The organism is Mycobacterium sp. 852002-51613_SCH5001154, from assembly GCF_001667425.1.
Classification (GTDB): Bacteria; Actinomycetota; Actinomycetes; order Mycobacteriales; family Mycobacteriaceae; genus Mycobacterium.
This window is the reverse complement of record NZ_LZII01000006.1, coordinates 15,204-30,442: the sequence shown is the minus strand read 5'-3', so window position 1 is coordinate 30,442 and position 15,239 is coordinate 15,204. Positions and strand designations below refer to the sequence as shown.

The following is a 15,239-nucleotide window of genomic DNA, read 5'->3' as shown; positions in this document are numbered from 1 at the left end:
GATCCAGACCTGAGCGGGTCCAGCAAGCTGGGCTGATTACGGACCGAACGCGATAGTGCCCGTTTATTGCGTCGGTTCAGCGGTGCCCGCGGTCCCGTCAGCGAATTCGCAAAATGCGCTGTACGCGCGCGCACCGTAGATCGTCGCCGGACCACCGTGCATGAGAATGCTGACGCCGATCGCCTCGGCGGCCTCTTCCTTGGATGCTCCGGCACGGGCCGCCCCCTGAGCGTGGGAGGCGATGCAGCCATCGCATCCGGCGACGACCCCGATCGCCATCGCGATCAGCTCCTTGAACTTCTTGTCCAAGGCTCCTGAGGTCAGTGCGCCGCTGCTCATCTCGGCGAAACCCCGGTACACGTCGGGGATCATCTTGCGCAGGGCGCGGTGCTGAGGGTTGAGGTCGTCCAGCACCTGTTGGTAGTGGTTGTGTTCGGTCATAAGAGCTATAATACCTATACGGGTAGGGGTATTACTCGATGCGACTGATTTTTCCTTCGGCGCACATATTCCTCCCCCCAATAGAGTCCATCGGCCCTAGAAACGCGTCATCGCGGAGCGCAATCTGGCCTCGGAGCGCCTGGCGTTCCCGCACGGCGGCAACCATGTCGTGCGGCGATGCCGGCGCACGACATAGAGGAGCATCAATGGCACGAGTCGTCATCCTCGGCGCTGGTATCGCCGGGCATACCGCCGCGCTACACCTTCGCCGATGGCTGGGCCGCAGTCACGAAGTCGTCGTGATTTCACCCAACGCCGACTGGAACTGGATCCCGTCCAACATCTGGGTCGGAGTGGGCCGCATGGATCCCGCCAAGGTGCTCATTCCGCTCGAACCCATCTACCGCCGCAAGGGCATCGTGTTTCACCAAGCGCTTGCCACCGCGATCCATCCGGAGGGCACCAAAGATCAGCCGGCGCCATCGGTGGACTTCACCTACACCGACGAGGAGCGCGACGGTCAGAGCGGCACCATTACGTATGACTACCTCATCAACGCGACCGGACCGCGCCTGAATTTCGCGGCTACCCCCGGGCTCGGCCCCGCAGGCCACTCTTACTCGGTGTGCACCGCGGCCCACGCCGTCGAGGCGGCCGAGGCGCTCGACCGGGTCATCGCCAGGTTGAAGGCCGGCGAGAAACAGCGGCTGGTCATCGGCGTCGGACACGGCACCTGCACCTGCGAGGGCGCGGCGTTCGAGTACGCCTTCAACGTCGAGCACACGTTGCGGGCCAAGGGCGTGCGAGACCTGGCGGACGTCGTCTACCTCACCAACGAGTACGAACTGGGCGACTTCGGCGTCGGCGGCATGAGCTTCGTCGAGAAGGGCTTCGTGCAGTCCAGCCGGCTGTGGACGGAATCGCTGTTCCGCGAGCGCGGCGTCAAAGCGATCACGCAAGCTGCCGTGCACGAGGTGATGGACGGCAAGCTGCGCTACGAGCAACTCGACGGCAGAGAGCACGAGTTGGATTTCGACTTCGCCATGCTCCTGCCTCCGTTCAGGGGAGCCGCACTGATGGCATACGACAAGGACGGCAACGACATCAACTCCGTTCTGTTCGCGCCGTCGGGCTTCATGAAGGTCGACGCAGACTACTCGGGCAAACCGTATGACGAATGGTCCGCCGAGGATTGGCCGTACACCTACGAGTCGCCGGCCTATCCCAACATCTTCGCCCCGGGCATCGCGTTCGCGCCCCCGCATCCCATCTCCCGGCCGCGCACGAGTCCCAACGGGACCGTCATCACGCCCAGTCCACCGCGCACCGGCATGCCGTCGGGCATCATGGCCAAGACGGTTGCCGAGACCATCCGCGATCGAATCACCAAGGGAACGACCGTAGTTGCGCACCGCGCCTCGATGTCGAGCATGGGTGCCGCATGCGTCGCCTCGGCAGGCACCGGTTTGCGCGAGGGTTCGGCCGCCGCCATGACGATGTTCCCGGTCGTCCCCGATCCGGTGAAGTACCCGCAAACGGGTCGCGACATCGCCGGCACCTCCGGTGAGCTCGGATTGGCCGGCCACTGGATCAAGCTGCTGCTGCACTATCTCTTCATCTACAAGGCTAAAGCCCGCCCATTCTGGTGGCTGATCCCCGAATGAAAGGCACTTCGATGGACGACGAAACCTCCTACTCGGACGTGAACGCGCTGACGGCCGAGCGCATCGCCGATGCACCGCTGCCCACCCCGGCAACCCTGCGGACGCGTCAGAACCTCTTTGTGCAATTCGGACGTTTCATCCGTATCAATCTCAAGATGCTGCGGATCATTTACGGGCACGGCTGAGGGGCGCCCGGGTCCGAGAGACATCAACCCGGCCGCGCTGGTCAGGAGACTTTCTTGACCGGCGACGCGTAAGCCGGCTTGCCGAGACCGAGCATGTACTGCGCGATCATGTTGCGGAACACCTCCAGCGTGCCGCCATATATCCCCACCAGCGGGGCGAATCGGTAGGCGTATTCGGCGCTGCCGTCGTCGGCTGCCGCTTCGGTTCCGTACGGCAGCGTTGAGGCGGTCCCGAGGATGTCCATCAGTTCCGGAGCGATGTCACGCATTGTTTGCGCGATCGCGACCCGGCCGAAGATGCTCGGGGTGGCCAGCGCCGTCTCCAGTCGGGCGATGCAGCGGCCCAGCCGGTATGCCACCGATTTGTCGTCGATGAGCCGGCGCCCGTCGCCGTCGGGCCGCGTCACGCTCGCCGCGGCCTTATCCACCGCCTGCGATAGAAAACCGGCCTGGTGCATCATGATTGAGGTGTCTTGCAGCCCGTCGGGGGCGGCGGCGACAGCGCCGTGTTCGACGTTGAGCGGCTCGCGCAGCACGGTCCAGCCACCGTTCACCTCGCCCAGCCGATACTTGTCGTCCACCCGCACGTCGCTGTAGTAGACGATGTTGGTCCGATCGCCATCCACCGTGCGAATTCCCTGGATTTCGATCCCCGGCGAATCCAGTGGCACCAGGAACATGGTCAGGCTCTTGTGCTTTGACGCGTCCGGGGCGGTGTTGGTGATCAGGAAGACGTACTGACAGTTATGGGCACCGGTCGTGAACATCTTGGAGCCGTTGATGACCCAGCTCGATCCATCCGCCTCCCGCACGGCACGGGTCTTACAGGTGGCGATATCGGAGCCGCCTTCGGGCTCGGTGTAGCCGAGGCACAACCGGACTTCGCCGCTGAAAACTTTCGGTAGTACCTCGTCGCGCAGTTGCGGCGACCCGAACTTGTTCACCGATCGGGCCACCATCGCGGTCGTCCCCCAGGTCACCCAGGGCACGTGTGCACGCCGCTTCTCCAGCTCCCAGATGCGCCGCCGCACCCGGGTGAACCCTCCTTCGGATTCCGGTTTCCACTCGGCTTCCAGATAGCCTGCCGCGCCGAACTTCAGGTGCAGACCTTCGTCGAAATTGTCGCCCGTTTCGCGGTCCCGACGCCTGATCTCCTCGGTCATATGGGTATCCAGGAAACTGCGCGCTTCGTCGCGGAATGCCTTGTCCTCGTTCGACAATTCGACGCGAGAGAAATCCATGATGTCGTCCCTTCCTAGGCCGGCTGCGCGGCGCCCTCGCGGGCGGTCACGATCTCGGCGACCCGTTGCGCCGTGGCGCCCGGATCACCACCGGCCAGTGGCCATCCCCGGGCGCGCACCAGATACGCCGTCGCGGCGGCTTCGGACGAAACCCCGAGTCCGCCCTGGATGTGAACCGCCATGGTCGCCGCCTTGGCGGCCTCCTCGGCCATGAAAACGAAAGCGGAGGGCGCCAATTCGGGCCGCTCGTCGGGTTCGTTGTCCAAGAACCAGGCGGCGCGTCGCGCCAGGTTCCGTCCACCCTGGACGGTGATGGCCATGTTAGCGAGGGGGTGCGAGATCGCTTGCAGCGTGGAGATGGGCACGCCCAGCGTGTAGCGGGTCCTGGCGAACTCGGCCGCGATCGTCATGGTCTCCTCCACCAGCCCGACGAGCGCCGCCGCGGTGAGCAGCCGCCACTCGTCGAGCGCCAGTCGGTACGTCGCCAGGGCATCGGGTCCTTCGGCGACGACCGTACGGGTGTCGGCCGCAGCCGGGTCAACCCATGCCATCGGCAGCCGGCCGATGTTGTCGACCTTCGCGGGGCGGGTGGCGAAGGTGAGCCGCACGACCTCGTCTCCGTCGCGGACGATGACGTGGTCGGCGATCGAGCCAGAGGGAATCAACCGCGGACCGCGTCCGGCGTCGAGGCGCGGGTCCAGCGCGGCCAGCTGTTCGCCATCCGCCACGCCGGCGGCGTGCGCCCCTAGCGCGCCGAGACGGCCCAGCAGGCGAGCCGTGCACACATGGTCGATCCACGGAACGGGTGCCAGCGACCGGCCGAGCTCTTCGGCCACCAAGGTGAGATCGACCAAGGTGGCGCCGTCGCCGCCGCATGACTCCGGAAGTGCCATCGTGGTCGCTCCCATCCCGCACAACCGCTCCCAGAGGTTCTTGTCGAAGCCGGATGGCTCTGCGGCCCGGACGGTTTCGATCGAGCAGTGGGTCTTGAAGAACTGTTTGTAGGCTTCCTGCAGCGCCACATGGTCGTCGGACAGGCTGTAGTCCAGCCGGCGGAGTTCGAAGCGGTCCATCGTTATTCGTCCTTCCCGAAGAAGAAGTCTCGCGCGTTGTGGTAAAGGTAGTTGTCCAGCACCTCGGCGGGCAGGTCAAGGGCACGGGCCTCGGGTATGACGCGACGCATGGGCAATACCGGCCAGTCCGACGCGTAGATCACCTTGTTGGGCCCACGCGTGCGCATGTAGTGCAGCAGACTCTCGGGCAGCCGCTTGGGCGACCACGCCGACGTCATGAGGCGCAGGTTGGCGTACTTCAACAGCAACCGGATCGCGACGTCCCACCACGGGTCGGCGCCGTGAATCATGCACAGCCGCAGTTCGGGGAATCGCACGCACACGCGGTCCAGGTGCATCGGGTGCTGAACCTCCCCGGGTATCGGTGGTCCCGGGATACCGGTGTTGATGCAGAGCGGAAGGTCCAGTTCCGCGCACTTGGCATAGAGCGGGTAGTACACGGCGTCGCTGGGCGGGTACTGGCCGTCGCCCCAAAAGCTCGGTCCGACTACGGCGTACGCGACGGGCAGCTCGGCCGAGATGGCGCTCAGTTCGCGCAGCGACCGCACCGGCCGCAGCAAGTTGACCCCGCCCATGGCCAGCGCGAACCGGTCCGGCCTGGCTTCGACGAATTTGCGCGCGGTCGTGGACGGGTTGGCAAGCGAGTCCATCAGGATCGCCTTCTGCACACCCTGCTCGTCCATCTCGGCGAGCAATTCGGAGAGGTCGACCGGGGCGAACATCGACTTGGGGCCCTTGAAGTAATCGTCCCTGACCTTGAGCATCCACGTCGGCTGAGATTCGGCTTCCCCGAAGTGGACATTCACCAGGCAGTCAATCGCTTTGGTGTTCATGACTTCCTTCCGGGTCGGACGGGACCAGCGCGATCACCGGAACGTGTTGAGTGGCTTGCTCTCTGGCCCAGCGGTAATTGGGCTTGCCGTTCCCGAGCCGTTCGATCTGCTCGACGAAGATGAAGGCCTTGGGCGCCTTGAAATGCGCCAGCTGCGCGGTGCACGCGCCGTAGAGCGCGTCCTGGGTGAGGTGGGCGTCGGCGTGCGTCGCGACGAGCGCGACGACCTCTTGTCCCCATCGCTCGCTCGGGCGCCCTACGACGAGGGCGTCGACGACGCCCGGCTGTGCTCGCAGCACCTCCTCGACTTCCTCGACGAATACCTTTTCGCCACCGGTGTTCACGACCAGCGAATCGCGGCCCAGCAGGCGGATGGTGCCGTCGGGTTCGAGGGATGCCCGGTCGCCGGGGATCACCACCCGCTGTCCCTCGATCTTCGGAAAGGTTCGCTGTGTGGCCTCGGCGTCGCCGAAATACCCGAGCGGAATCCGTCCCGTCCGGGCGGCCCAGCCGACCTCCTGCTCGCCTGGCCGCAGGAACCGGCTGCGATCGGCCGACACGACGGTCGCGCCGTCCCTGGGCTGGAAGGTTTCGCTGGCGTTCCCTTCGCGGCTGTGCCCGAACGCCATGTTGCCGCTCTCGGAGGATCCGTAGCCCTCGATGATGGTGATGTGCGGCAGGCATTCCATCAGTGCGCGTTTGTGTTTCGCGTTGGTCGCGGCCCCCCCGGTGCCGATCGCGTTCAGCGAGGACAGGTCGTAGTAGCGCGCGCGCAGCTCGCCGATCAGCGGCCCGGCGTAGGCGTCGCCCACCATCGTCATCATGCCCACCTTCTCGCGCTCGGCGGTTTCCCACACCGACCGTACGTCCAGCTTGTTGCGGTCGTCGTAGAGCACCACCGGCAGGCCGGCGCAGAGCGCGGCGAAGGCAGTCCACATGCCGGCGGCGTGCATGAGCGGAGAGACGGCGAACCACGGCTGTCCGCCCCCGGCGACCTTGTCATGGATCTCGGTGACGCTGGCATGGTCGGCGCCCACCATCGACGACACATACATGTCGCTCTGTCGCCACAGCACAGCCTTCGGGCGTCCCGTCGTCCCGCCGGTACACATCATGATGAGGTCATCCGGGGAGCCAGCGTCCTCGCGGTCGGGGCCGGCGGCCGCCAGCACATCGTCGAACGAGATCGACTTCGGCAGTTGGGGAACGGTACTGCCGTCATCGATTGATATCAGCAACTCCGTGCCGGTCGGGGGCAACACGTCGGCGAACCGGGCGCCGAGCGAGCGGTGGTAGATGATGCCTCGGGGGCGCACATAGTCGAGCAGGTCGCGGATTTCCCGCGGCGAGTAGTGGTGATTGACGTTGACCGGGACGGTGCGCGCCTTGAGGCATCCGATCACCATGTCGGGGTAGAGGTCGTTGTACATGATGAGCGCGATCCGATCCTGGCCGCACTCCCAAGGTTGCAACTCATCGCGCGCGGCATAGACGCCAAAACCCCTGCCCTCGAGGTAGTTCGCCAACCGGTTGGTGCGACGTGCCGATTCGGCGAACGTACTTTTACGGTCTCCACACACCGTCATCAGGCGGTCGGGCACCACGTCCGCAATGGCGTCGAGAACGGCGCCCACGGTCCATTCGCTCATAGCGCGAGCGACTAGACGGCCGACACGGCGGGAACGCCGAGCAAGTCGAGGGCGTTGTGGCGCATCACTTTACGGATATCTTCTTCGCTGAAGCCGTTGAGCTCTCCGGCGAACGCCACCGGCGTCTCGAGGCCCTCGCCGTGCGGCCAGTCGGAACCGAACAAGATCTTGTCGATGCCGATGACATTGGCAAGCTCCACCAGGTCGTCCTCGTAGTACGGAGCGATCCAAACATTGTTGCGCAATTGCTCCACCGGATCCTCGGGGAAGTCACGGGGCTGGGTATTGGCCGCCTTCTTCAACCGCTTGATCAGCCGACGGACGAAGTACGAGCCGTTCTCGATGCTGACCGCCTTGAGCTTCGGATGACGGGTGAACACGCCGTGCACGATCATCGAGGCCATCGTGTCGTGAATGGCACGGTCGTCGAGGAGCACGTTGTCCAGCGGATCCTTCGCGCCGAACCCCTCGAATGTCGCCTTGCCACCCCACGCCGCCGCGATGTGCAGATAACCGCTGTCGCTGAGGTGGAATCCGACCGGAACTCCCGCTTCGGCCAGCCGGGCCCACACCGGGTCATGGCTGGGATCACCCAACGAGCGCGGCTTGACCAAGCCGGGCACCGGCGCCGGGCGCACCAGCACCAGCTTGGCGCCGCGTCCCAACACGAACTCCACCTCGTCGAGCGCCACGGCCGGATCGGCCAGCGAGATGATCGGCGCGGCAATGATCCGGCGATCGGGCCGGTCGAAGCCCCAATCCTCGTCGAGCCACAGGTTGAATGCGTGCAGCGACGCCATGGTCGCTTCGATGTCGTGCTTGAGTGCCTCCTCGACCCCGCATGCGAAAGTCGGCAGCATGAACGCCGTTTCGATTTCTTGGGTGTCCATCACCGCGACACGGGCATCGCGGTTCTGGTACTCGGGGTGGTCGGCGAGCCGCTCGACCTTCATCAGCGACGCCGGATCGACGCCTTCGGGGATCTCCCCACGGAACAACAGATCCAGACAACCCGGCACGATGATCGGGTCGAAGGTGGGGTTGGGAACGAAATGGTTGACCCGGCCCCCGATCACGGCAAGGGTGCGCTTGCCCTGACTGACCATCTGGACGCCGCGGCTCTTGAAAGCCCTGTCGAGGTGGCGGGTGAAGGCGTCCAGGGGCTCGTAGTAGTGGTTGTCGACGTCAATCGCCTTGTAACCCAAGTTGGCCATGATCTTCCTTTCCGGGCGGTACCGGCGAGCGCTAAGCGTCGGTCGAGTTGAGCGAGGGGAACTGCGGGGGCCGCTTCTCGAGGAAGCTGGTGATGCCTTCGATGACGTCCGGCCGCGGCATCGCTTCGTGCAGCAGGGTTTCGGCGCGCGAGGTGGCGTCCACGACATCGCGAGTGGCGTCACCGTAGACCTGCCTCTTGATCACTTCCATGGACGCCGGCGAACAATTGCGGGCGATGTCCTCGGCGTAGTCCAACGCGCGCTTCATCAGATCTTCGGGCGCGACCACTTCCTTGACCAGGCCGAGCTCGGCGGCCTCCTCGGCGAGGAAGGTGCGTCCACTCAGCAACAGATCCAGGGCGACGCCCCACGTGGTGAGGCGCGGGAGTATCCACGAGATGCCGAACTCGGCGATCAGTCCGCGGCGGGCGAAGACCGCGGCGAACTTGGCACCGGCGGAAGCGAACCGGACGTCGCACATGAGCGCCTGGGTCAGGCCGATGCCAACACAGGCGCCATTGATGGCCGCGATCACGGGCTTGCGCAGTGTGGTCACGAAATGCGGTGGCCGCTCGCCCACCAAGTCGGCGAGTTTGGTCTGGCCCGCCTTCTTCATCGTGTCGCCGTAGCTCGGCGCGGAACTCGGCGTGCCGAGATACGCGCCCGCGCAAAAGCCCTTGCCCCGCCCGGTCAACACGATCACCCGGATGGCCGGGTCCTGTTCGGCGCGGTCGATCGCGGAGTAAAAGCCGTCGGCGATGTCAGGGCCCCAGGCGTTGAGACGGTCCGGACGGTTGAAGGTCAGAATCGCGACGCCGCTGCCGGTGGCCTCGTAGAGCACTGCGTCCTCGGAAGCGCCGTCGCTGCCGGACATCTCCCCCGGTACCTCCTCGTCGTTCGCCTACCGGATTTCGCGATGTTTTGTACGCATACTGTATACCTATCGGTACCGTTTTCCACAACCGTCGCCACGCCCCCGCGCACCCCGGCCGAACAGCGGATTTCCGCCCAGTTGACCGGACTGTCCGCCGCGATCGCCCGCACCGCGGATCGCCAGGCGGACGAGCCTCGTCCGCGCTGTGGCGAGCGCCACGTCCGGATCACGTTTTCCCCGACCGCCGAACAGGGAAAGCAAACTCAAACACCCATTACCAGGGAGGGGAAACGCAATGGCTGACATCAAGAGCGGCCCGATCGAGGCGGTCCAGGGCATCGTCGAAGCGGTCTTCGGCAAAGCCAAGGAGATCATCGGCACGATCATCGGCCGCAACGATCTGGTCAACGAGGGCCAAGCCCAGCAGGACAAGGCCGACGCTCAGCGCAGCGCGGCGAAGAAGGAAGCCGCGGCCGAGAAGGCCCGGGCCAAGGCCAAGACGGCGGAGGCGCGCCAGAAGGCCGAACAGTAGTCCGTTTGGTGAACGGCCCGGTCACCGTGGCGGTGGCCGGGCCGTCGCTTGTGAGTTATCTTGCGGTGCCGGCTTTTTGTGGACGCTACGTTCCGATCAGCCCGAGCCGGCGGTAGGCCTCTTCGATCTGCGACTTGGCCTCCGGCGGCAACTCCGCTTGCGGTGGGCGCGAATGCGGATACTCGCCTATCGGCAATCCGAGCAGCGAGGCGGCGTACTTGAACGCGCCAGCCCAATGAGTGAAGTAATCCGGCCGCCCCGGGTAACAGGTCCACCAGGATCCGACGTCCAGGTCGAACTGGTCCAGTCCCGACTCACGACCGAAATCCATCGCCTCGATCAACTTGTCGCTTTGCACCAAATCCCAATAATGGGAGAACAATCGCCGCTGTGGGGTCTCGAACAGGTAGCCCGCGGTGCCCAGCTGTGCCGGACAGACGATCCCGTCGCGCAGCCATCCCGCGCGATAGACCGTTTTGTCGCATTCCCAGAGCACCAGGCCGGGCGCCAACTGGTGCAGCATCCGGCTGCTCGCCGGCCGGAAGGCGCCCTCCTTCGTGGCACACACCGCGGGCACCTCGTCGTAGATCCGTGCGCTCTCGGTTGCGGTCAGCACGTAACCGGACGACGGTGAGTTGAACATGCCCAGGGCGATGTCGGTGCGGGCAGCGATGTACTTGAAGAATCGCAGCACGCCCTCGCCGCCGTGCGCCTCCATCATCGGCGTCTGGATGTAGGCAATGTCGGCGCCGGCCTCTTGGGCGTGCAGCGTCAACTCGAGACAGTCCTTCGCCGCCATGGCCGCCGTACAGGCTTGCACTACGACACCGGGGTTGACGACGCGGGCTTCCTCGATCGCCACCTCCAGCAAGCGTTTTCGCTCGTCGAGAGTCAGCGACCAGAATTCGGCGAGGCCGCTGGTGCACCACAACATCGGGTGTCCGAGGTCGCCGACGCAATACCGCACCAGCGTCCGGTATGCCTCCCAGTCGATGTCGTCACCATCCGGGCCGCAGAACGGGGTATACAGAGAGTCGCCGATTCCCCGCAGCGCCCCGCGCGCCCAGGCGCGCGCCTCACTTGCCGTCGCCACCGTCGACTCCTTCTCGTCAGCCGAACTTTCTTCCATCCGGGCGGTTAGGTGAAGTCCGAACCACCGTCGACGTTGATGTTTGCCCCGGTCATGTACGAGTTGCGCCGCGACGCAAGGAAGGCGACCACCGGCCCGATCTCCTCCGGCAGTCCCGCCCGGGGCATGTGCGCGGGATGGCCAAAGTGCTTGGCAATGGCGTCCATTAGCGCGTAGGGGTCGTCGCCGTCGACGCCCACCGACTGCGCCCAGCCGACCAGCGACTCGGATGCGATGGTGCCTGGCGACACCACGTTGACCAAGATCTCGTCCTTGGCCAACAGCAACGACAGATTCTTGGAGACGCTTGTCAGCATCGCCTTGGCCGCCGTGTAGGCGGGCAGCATGACGCTCTGCCGCTGGGTCGAGTGCGCCGAGAAGTTGACTATCCGCGCCCATTGCGCCTTGCGCAGCAGCGGAAGTGCCGCACGGACGCAGCGCACCATGCCCATCACGCCGTCTTCGACGGCTTGGCGCCACTGCTCGTCGGTCAAATCGTCGAAACTGCCCGCCGCGCCCGGCCCGACCGTGTTGACAAGCACATTGAGTTCGTCGCCCCACCGCTGTGCGAGGTCGGCGAATGCTTCGTCGACCTGCCCCGCGTCACCGATGTCCGCGACGAGACCAACGGCATCCGCGCTTCCACGTGCGGTCAGATCCGCGACCGCGGAGTCGAGTGCGTCACGGCTGCGGCCGACCACTGCCACCCGGGCGCCCTCGTCGGCGAGGCATCGAGCCGCCGCCAGCCCCATCCCGCGGCTACCGCCGACCACCACCGTTGCCGCATGCGCCAGACCTAAATCCATGGCAATTCCCGTGGCTCATCGGGGGACTCGATCAATGGCCTGTGCCCGGTCATCTTCGCCCGTCCAGCCTTCGTTACCAAAAAGCCTACGATAGGTATTACAGTAGCAGATGGAAAAGCGCAGAAAGGCCGGGCTGACGGTAATCGTCGAGCGGCAGAAACGCCAGCGTATGCGCAGGTGAGCTCGCACAGCTCTCCGACCGTATACAAAGGATACATCGTGATGGAGGTGCCCGTAGTGGCAAAGCAGGCTACCGCCGATAAGCGTCAACGACGCGAACGCGGATCCATCAATCCCGATGACATTATCAGTGGCGCATTCGAACTCGCGGAGCAAGTATCGATCGACAACTTGAGCATGCCGCTGCTCGGCAAACATCTCGGCGTCGGAGTGACCAGCATCTACTGGTACTTCCGCAAGAAGGACGACCTGCTCAACGCGATGACCGATCGCGCGTTGAGCAAGTATGTGTTCGCCACCCCCTACGTCGAGGCCAGCGACTGGCGCGAGACGCTGCGCAACCATGCGCGCCTGATGCGTAAGACTTTCATGGGCAACCCAATTCTGTGCGACCTGATTTTGATTCGTGCCGCACTGAGCCCGAAGGCGGCGCGGTTGGGCGCCGAGGAAATGGAGAAGGCGATCGCCAATCTGGTTGAGGCCGGGCTGTCGCCGGAGGATGCCTTCGACACGTACTCGGCCGTTTCGGTGCACGTCCGCGGATCGGTGGTGCTGCAGCGGCTGTACGAAAAGAATCAATCCTCCGACGAGGGTGCACGCGCTATCGAGGACGCCGTCGCCATCGATCCCGAGAAGACCCCCCTCCTCGCGCAAGTAAGCCGGATCGGTCATCGGATCGGCGCACCCGACGAAACCAATTTCGAATACGGCCTCGGTTGCATCCTCGATCACGCCAGTCGGTTGATCGAGGAGGGCAAGGGATCGAGAGCCGGCAAGCAGGCGCCGTCACGGCCACGCAAGGCGGCCAAGTCGCCTGGTTCACGGGCGCGTACCAAGGCCCCGGCCGCGCGCTAGCCGAGAACGAATCGGCCTATTAGGCTTCGGGTTCCGGCACGTCGAAGTATTCATCGCGGAGCCGGAACGCTTCCTTCGTGCCGTGCTGTGCGCGGGTTTTGACGAAGTTGAACTCGTCCGGCCCGAATTGCAGGTTGGTGCCGAAGGCGTGGAAGAGATAGCTGGCAACTTCCTCACCCTGGTACGCCTGGCTCTGCTCGACGAGGCGGAACGCTTCCTTGGCGATCACCACTCCGTCGGCGGGCATCTTCGCCGCCTTCTCGGCCCAGTACCGCGCACGCGCCCCGACAGCGGCTGAATCGCATGTGTCGGTGAAAATTCCGAGGTGCTCGAGCTCGCCGGCCTCGATGACGTCGCCGGTGAGCAGCAGGCGGCGGGCCAGCACGGGCCCCAGCCGGTGGAAGAACATGTGCAGGCTGCCGAGCGCCGGGCCGAGGAAGCGGGTCGCCGGCATGCCGATCTTCGTGTCACGCGCTATCACGGAGATGTCGGTCATCAGTGCCATCTCGAACCCGCCGCCGAGCGCATACCCGGCGATCTCACCCACCGTGATCTTGGGAAAGCCCATGAAATTGTGGTAGAAGCCAAAAGACTTGCGGTCCACGGCGAGTCGCCGGCGCTGGCTGGGGCGGCGCTTGGCCGACGCGTCCTCGCCCACGTCGCCCTGCTTGCCGTACCAGCCGTACGCGTTGTTCATGTCGGCGCCGGTGGAGAAGACGCCACCAGCTCCGCGCAACAGCACCACCGTGAGGTCGTCGTCTTCGGCCACCCGATCCAGACAGCGGGCGGCGGCCTCGCGCATGGCGGCGTCGTAGGCATTGTGTTGCGAGGGATTGTTCAGCGTGATCGTCGCGATGCGGCGGTCGCGGTCGGCCTCGAACAGCACACGATCGTCCTCGGCGCTTGGGGCAGTCATGTGTCGGACTCCTTTCGCCGCCTGCCGAATTGAAACCCGGCCAGCTTTTCCGGTGGTGACGCCAACGTGCTCACCTCGCCGGTACAGAGCACTTCGTCATCGAGCAGCAGCCGCGCTGTCGAGGCGACACCGCGCTCGCTTTGCGCACGAGCGATGTCGAACCGCAGTTCGGTCAACGCGGGGGTCGGACGGCGGAACGTCACCACCAACGACCGGGTCTTGCCCGAAAGGCCTGCGACGCAATTGTGGTGCTGGATGACGCAGTCGAAGAAGACGCCCAGAAAGCCGCCGTGCACCAACCCCGGCGGGCCCTCGTAGACGAGCGGGAAGTTGACCCGCCCGGTGGCCTGGTCGGCATCGAGGTGGTCGAACAGATACTCCGGAAAGCACGGGTTGTAGGCGCCAATGTCTGTCGCGTGGTTGAGATAGACGCGCCGAGGGTCATCGGGGACGTCGCCGATGCGTGGTGCGTTGTCCACGGGAGCCGCGACCGCGAGCTCGCGCTCCCACTGCGCGAACTTCTCCACCATGGTGTCGACCGTCGGATGCGGATGTTCGAGGGACAGCAGCAGCGAACTCAGGCGCCGCATGGCCCCGGCGGCGGCCACGGTCTGGGCCAGGGGCCGCTCGCCGAATTTGGCGTCGCTGGTGCCCGGCGCCTCTGAAGCGGCCCGCCCCTCGGGTCGCCCCTCCTGCAAGGCCATGCTTGTCTCTTTTCGCTCGGGTTCCGGCCCGGCTATGTCCGGCGGCAGCGTACCCTGCTAACTTATACAGCGTATCAATCGTATTGCCTACTGTATGGGTAACCGTATCGGCAGAAAGGCCGGATTCGACGGTGAGTCAGGAGGCCGACGCGGCCGGTGCCGATGGTGCGGTGACAGTGCGGCGGGACGGCGCCGTGCTGCGGCTGACGCTGGATCGTCCATCCCGGCGTAACTCGTTGAGCCAGGCAATGATTGGGTCCATGGTTGAGACACTGACCGATGCCGCCGCCGACGATTCGTTGCGCGCGGTTCACATCCGGGGCGGCGACGACTTCTGCGCCGGAGTGGACTGGGTCGCCGCCAACGACCAACAACGTCCCCGCACCGGCGATCTCGTGCGGCGCATCCCCCATGCCGCTCATCGCGTGATCGAACTGGTGGCGAGCATCCAGCTGCCGGTGCTCTGTAGCGTGCGAGGATGGGCCGCGGGGTTCGGGTGCAATCTCGCGCTGGCAGCCGACTTCACTGTTGCCGCCAGCGATGCGGTGTTCTGGGAGCCCTTCGTGGACCGGGGCTTCAGCCCCGACTCGGGCGCGACTTGGCTGCTGCCCCGGCTGGTCGGCCTGGCACGGGCCAGGCGGATGCTGCTGCTCGGCGAGAAGGTCAGCGCGGACGATGCGGCCGACTGGGGATTGATCCACCAAGCGGTAGACCCCGCCGAACTCGAGGGCACCGCCGAGGAACTGCTCGAGCGGCTGGTTTGCGGTCCGACCGCGGCGATCGGGCTGACCAAGCAGGCCCTGAGCTTCGGCCAGCAGGCCACGCTGAGCCAAGCCATGACCCAGGAGCTGTTCAATCTCGAACTATCCTGCCGGACAGCAGATTTCAAGGAAGGCCTGGAAGCCTTCCGGCAGCGACGGGCACCGAAGTTTCAGGGCCGATGA

16 protein-coding genes are annotated in these 15,239 nt (G+C 65.2%); 5 read left to right on the top strand and 11 right to left on the bottom strand.

Annotation, left to right across the window (positions count from 1 at the left end; translation table 11 throughout):
* Positions 1-63: 63 nt before the first annotated feature.
* Positions 64-441 carry a carboxymuconolactone decarboxylase family protein gene (locus tag A5750_RS02035; RefSeq protein WP_066957230.1) on the bottom strand — a complete coding sequence of 126 codons (378 nt, stop codon included), beginning with the start codon at positions 439-441 and terminating at the stop codon, positions 64-66.
* Between the two features lie 206 nt (positions 442-647).
* Between A5750_RS02035 and A5750_RS02030 the strand changes: the two genes are divergently transcribed.
* Positions 648-2,105, top strand: a complete 1,458-nt coding sequence (locus A5750_RS02030; protein WP_066957232.1) for an NAD(P)/FAD-dependent oxidoreductase — start codon at positions 648-650, stop codon at positions 2,103-2,105.
* 11 nt (positions 2,106-2,116) lie between these two features.
* Positions 2,117-2,290 (top strand): hypothetical protein, encoded by a 174-nt coding sequence (locus A5750_RS25690; RefSeq protein WP_156659752.1) that lies wholly within the window; start codon positions 2,117-2,119, stop codon positions 2,288-2,290.
* 41 nt (positions 2,291-2,331) lie between these two features.
* On the opposite strand, the gene A5750_RS02025 is transcribed toward A5750_RS25690, so the two are convergent.
* From A5750_RS02025 to A5750_RS02000, 6 genes are read right to left on the bottom strand one after another with little or no spacing between them, the layout of a single operon-like run.
* Positions 2,332-3,531, bottom strand: a complete 1,200-nt coding sequence (locus A5750_RS02025; protein ID WP_066957236.1) for an acyl-CoA dehydrogenase family protein — start codon at positions 3,529-3,531, stop codon at positions 2,332-2,334.
* A 14-nt stretch (positions 3,532-3,545) separates the two neighbouring features.
* Positions 3,546-4,604: an acyl-CoA dehydrogenase family protein gene (locus tag A5750_RS02020; protein WP_066957238.1), complete on the bottom strand. Its 1,059-nt coding sequence runs from the start codon at positions 4,602-4,604 to the stop codon at positions 3,546-3,548.
* Positions 4,605-4,606: 2 nt separating this feature from the next.
* Positions 4,607-5,437, bottom strand: a complete 831-nt coding sequence (locus tag A5750_RS02015) for an amidohydrolase family protein (protein WP_067260945.1) — start codon at positions 5,435-5,437, stop codon at positions 4,607-4,609.
* Complete coding sequence (locus tag A5750_RS02010) at positions 5,418-7,085, bottom strand: acyl-CoA synthetase (RefSeq protein ID WP_067260943.1); 1,668 nt, start codon at positions 7,083-7,085, stop codon at positions 5,418-5,420. The genes A5750_RS02015 and A5750_RS02010 overlap by 20 nt, the downstream gene beginning before the upstream one ends.
* 11 nt (positions 7,086-7,096) lie before the next feature.
* The gene (locus tag A5750_RS02005; RefSeq protein WP_067260941.1) at positions 7,097-8,299 is read right to left on the bottom strand and encodes an amidohydrolase family protein; all 1,203 of its coding nucleotides are present in this window, start codon (positions 8,297-8,299) and stop codon (positions 7,097-7,099) included.
* Between the two features lie 31 nt (positions 8,300-8,330).
* The gene (locus A5750_RS02000; protein ID WP_067260939.1) at positions 8,331-9,173 is read right to left on the bottom strand and encodes an enoyl-CoA hydratase; all 843 of its coding nucleotides are present in this window, start codon (positions 9,171-9,173) and stop codon (positions 8,331-8,333) included.
* A 295-nt stretch (positions 9,174-9,468) separates the two neighbouring features.
* Between A5750_RS02000 and A5750_RS01995 the strand changes: the two genes are divergently transcribed.
* Complete coding sequence (locus tag A5750_RS01995) at positions 9,469-9,705, top strand: general stress protein CsbD (protein ID WP_067260937.1); 237 nt, start codon at positions 9,469-9,471, stop codon at positions 9,703-9,705.
* A gap of 85 nt (positions 9,706-9,790) precedes the next feature.
* Here the strand turns inward: A5750_RS01995 and A5750_RS01990 are convergent, their stop codons facing one another.
* Positions 9,791-10,798 (bottom strand): dihydrodipicolinate synthase family protein, encoded by a 1,008-nt coding sequence (locus A5750_RS01990; protein ID WP_067261139.1) that lies wholly within the window; start codon positions 10,796-10,798, stop codon positions 9,791-9,793.
* Positions 10,799-10,842: 44 nt separating this feature from the next.
* Complete coding sequence (locus A5750_RS01985) at positions 10,843-11,640, bottom strand: SDR family NAD(P)-dependent oxidoreductase (protein WP_067260935.1); 798 nt, start codon at positions 11,638-11,640, stop codon at positions 10,843-10,845.
* A 222-nt stretch (positions 11,641-11,862) separates the two neighbouring features.
* Between A5750_RS01985 and A5750_RS01980 the strand changes: the two genes are divergently transcribed.
* Positions 11,863-12,675, top strand: a complete 813-nt coding sequence (locus A5750_RS01980; RefSeq protein ID WP_067261138.1) for a TetR/AcrR family transcriptional regulator — start codon at positions 11,863-11,865, stop codon at positions 12,673-12,675.
* A 19-nt stretch (positions 12,676-12,694) separates the two neighbouring features.
* Here A5750_RS01980 and A5750_RS01975 read toward each other — a convergent pair whose 3' ends face one another.
* The gene (locus A5750_RS01975) at positions 12,695-13,591 is read right to left on the bottom strand and encodes an enoyl-CoA hydratase/isomerase family protein (protein WP_067260932.1); all 897 of its coding nucleotides are present in this window, start codon (positions 13,589-13,591) and stop codon (positions 12,695-12,697) included.
* Positions 13,588-14,295, bottom strand: a complete 708-nt coding sequence (locus A5750_RS01970) for a hypothetical protein (protein ID WP_066957255.1) — start codon at positions 14,293-14,295, stop codon at positions 13,588-13,590. Before A5750_RS01970 ends, A5750_RS01975 begins: the two co-directional genes overlap by 4 nt.
* Before the next feature lie 131 nt (positions 14,296-14,426).
* On the opposite strand from A5750_RS01970, the gene A5750_RS01965 reads away from it, so the two are divergent.
* Entirely contained in the window at positions 14,427-15,239 is an 813-nt protein-coding gene (locus A5750_RS01965) for an enoyl-CoA hydratase/isomerase family protein (RefSeq protein ID WP_067260929.1), read from the top strand.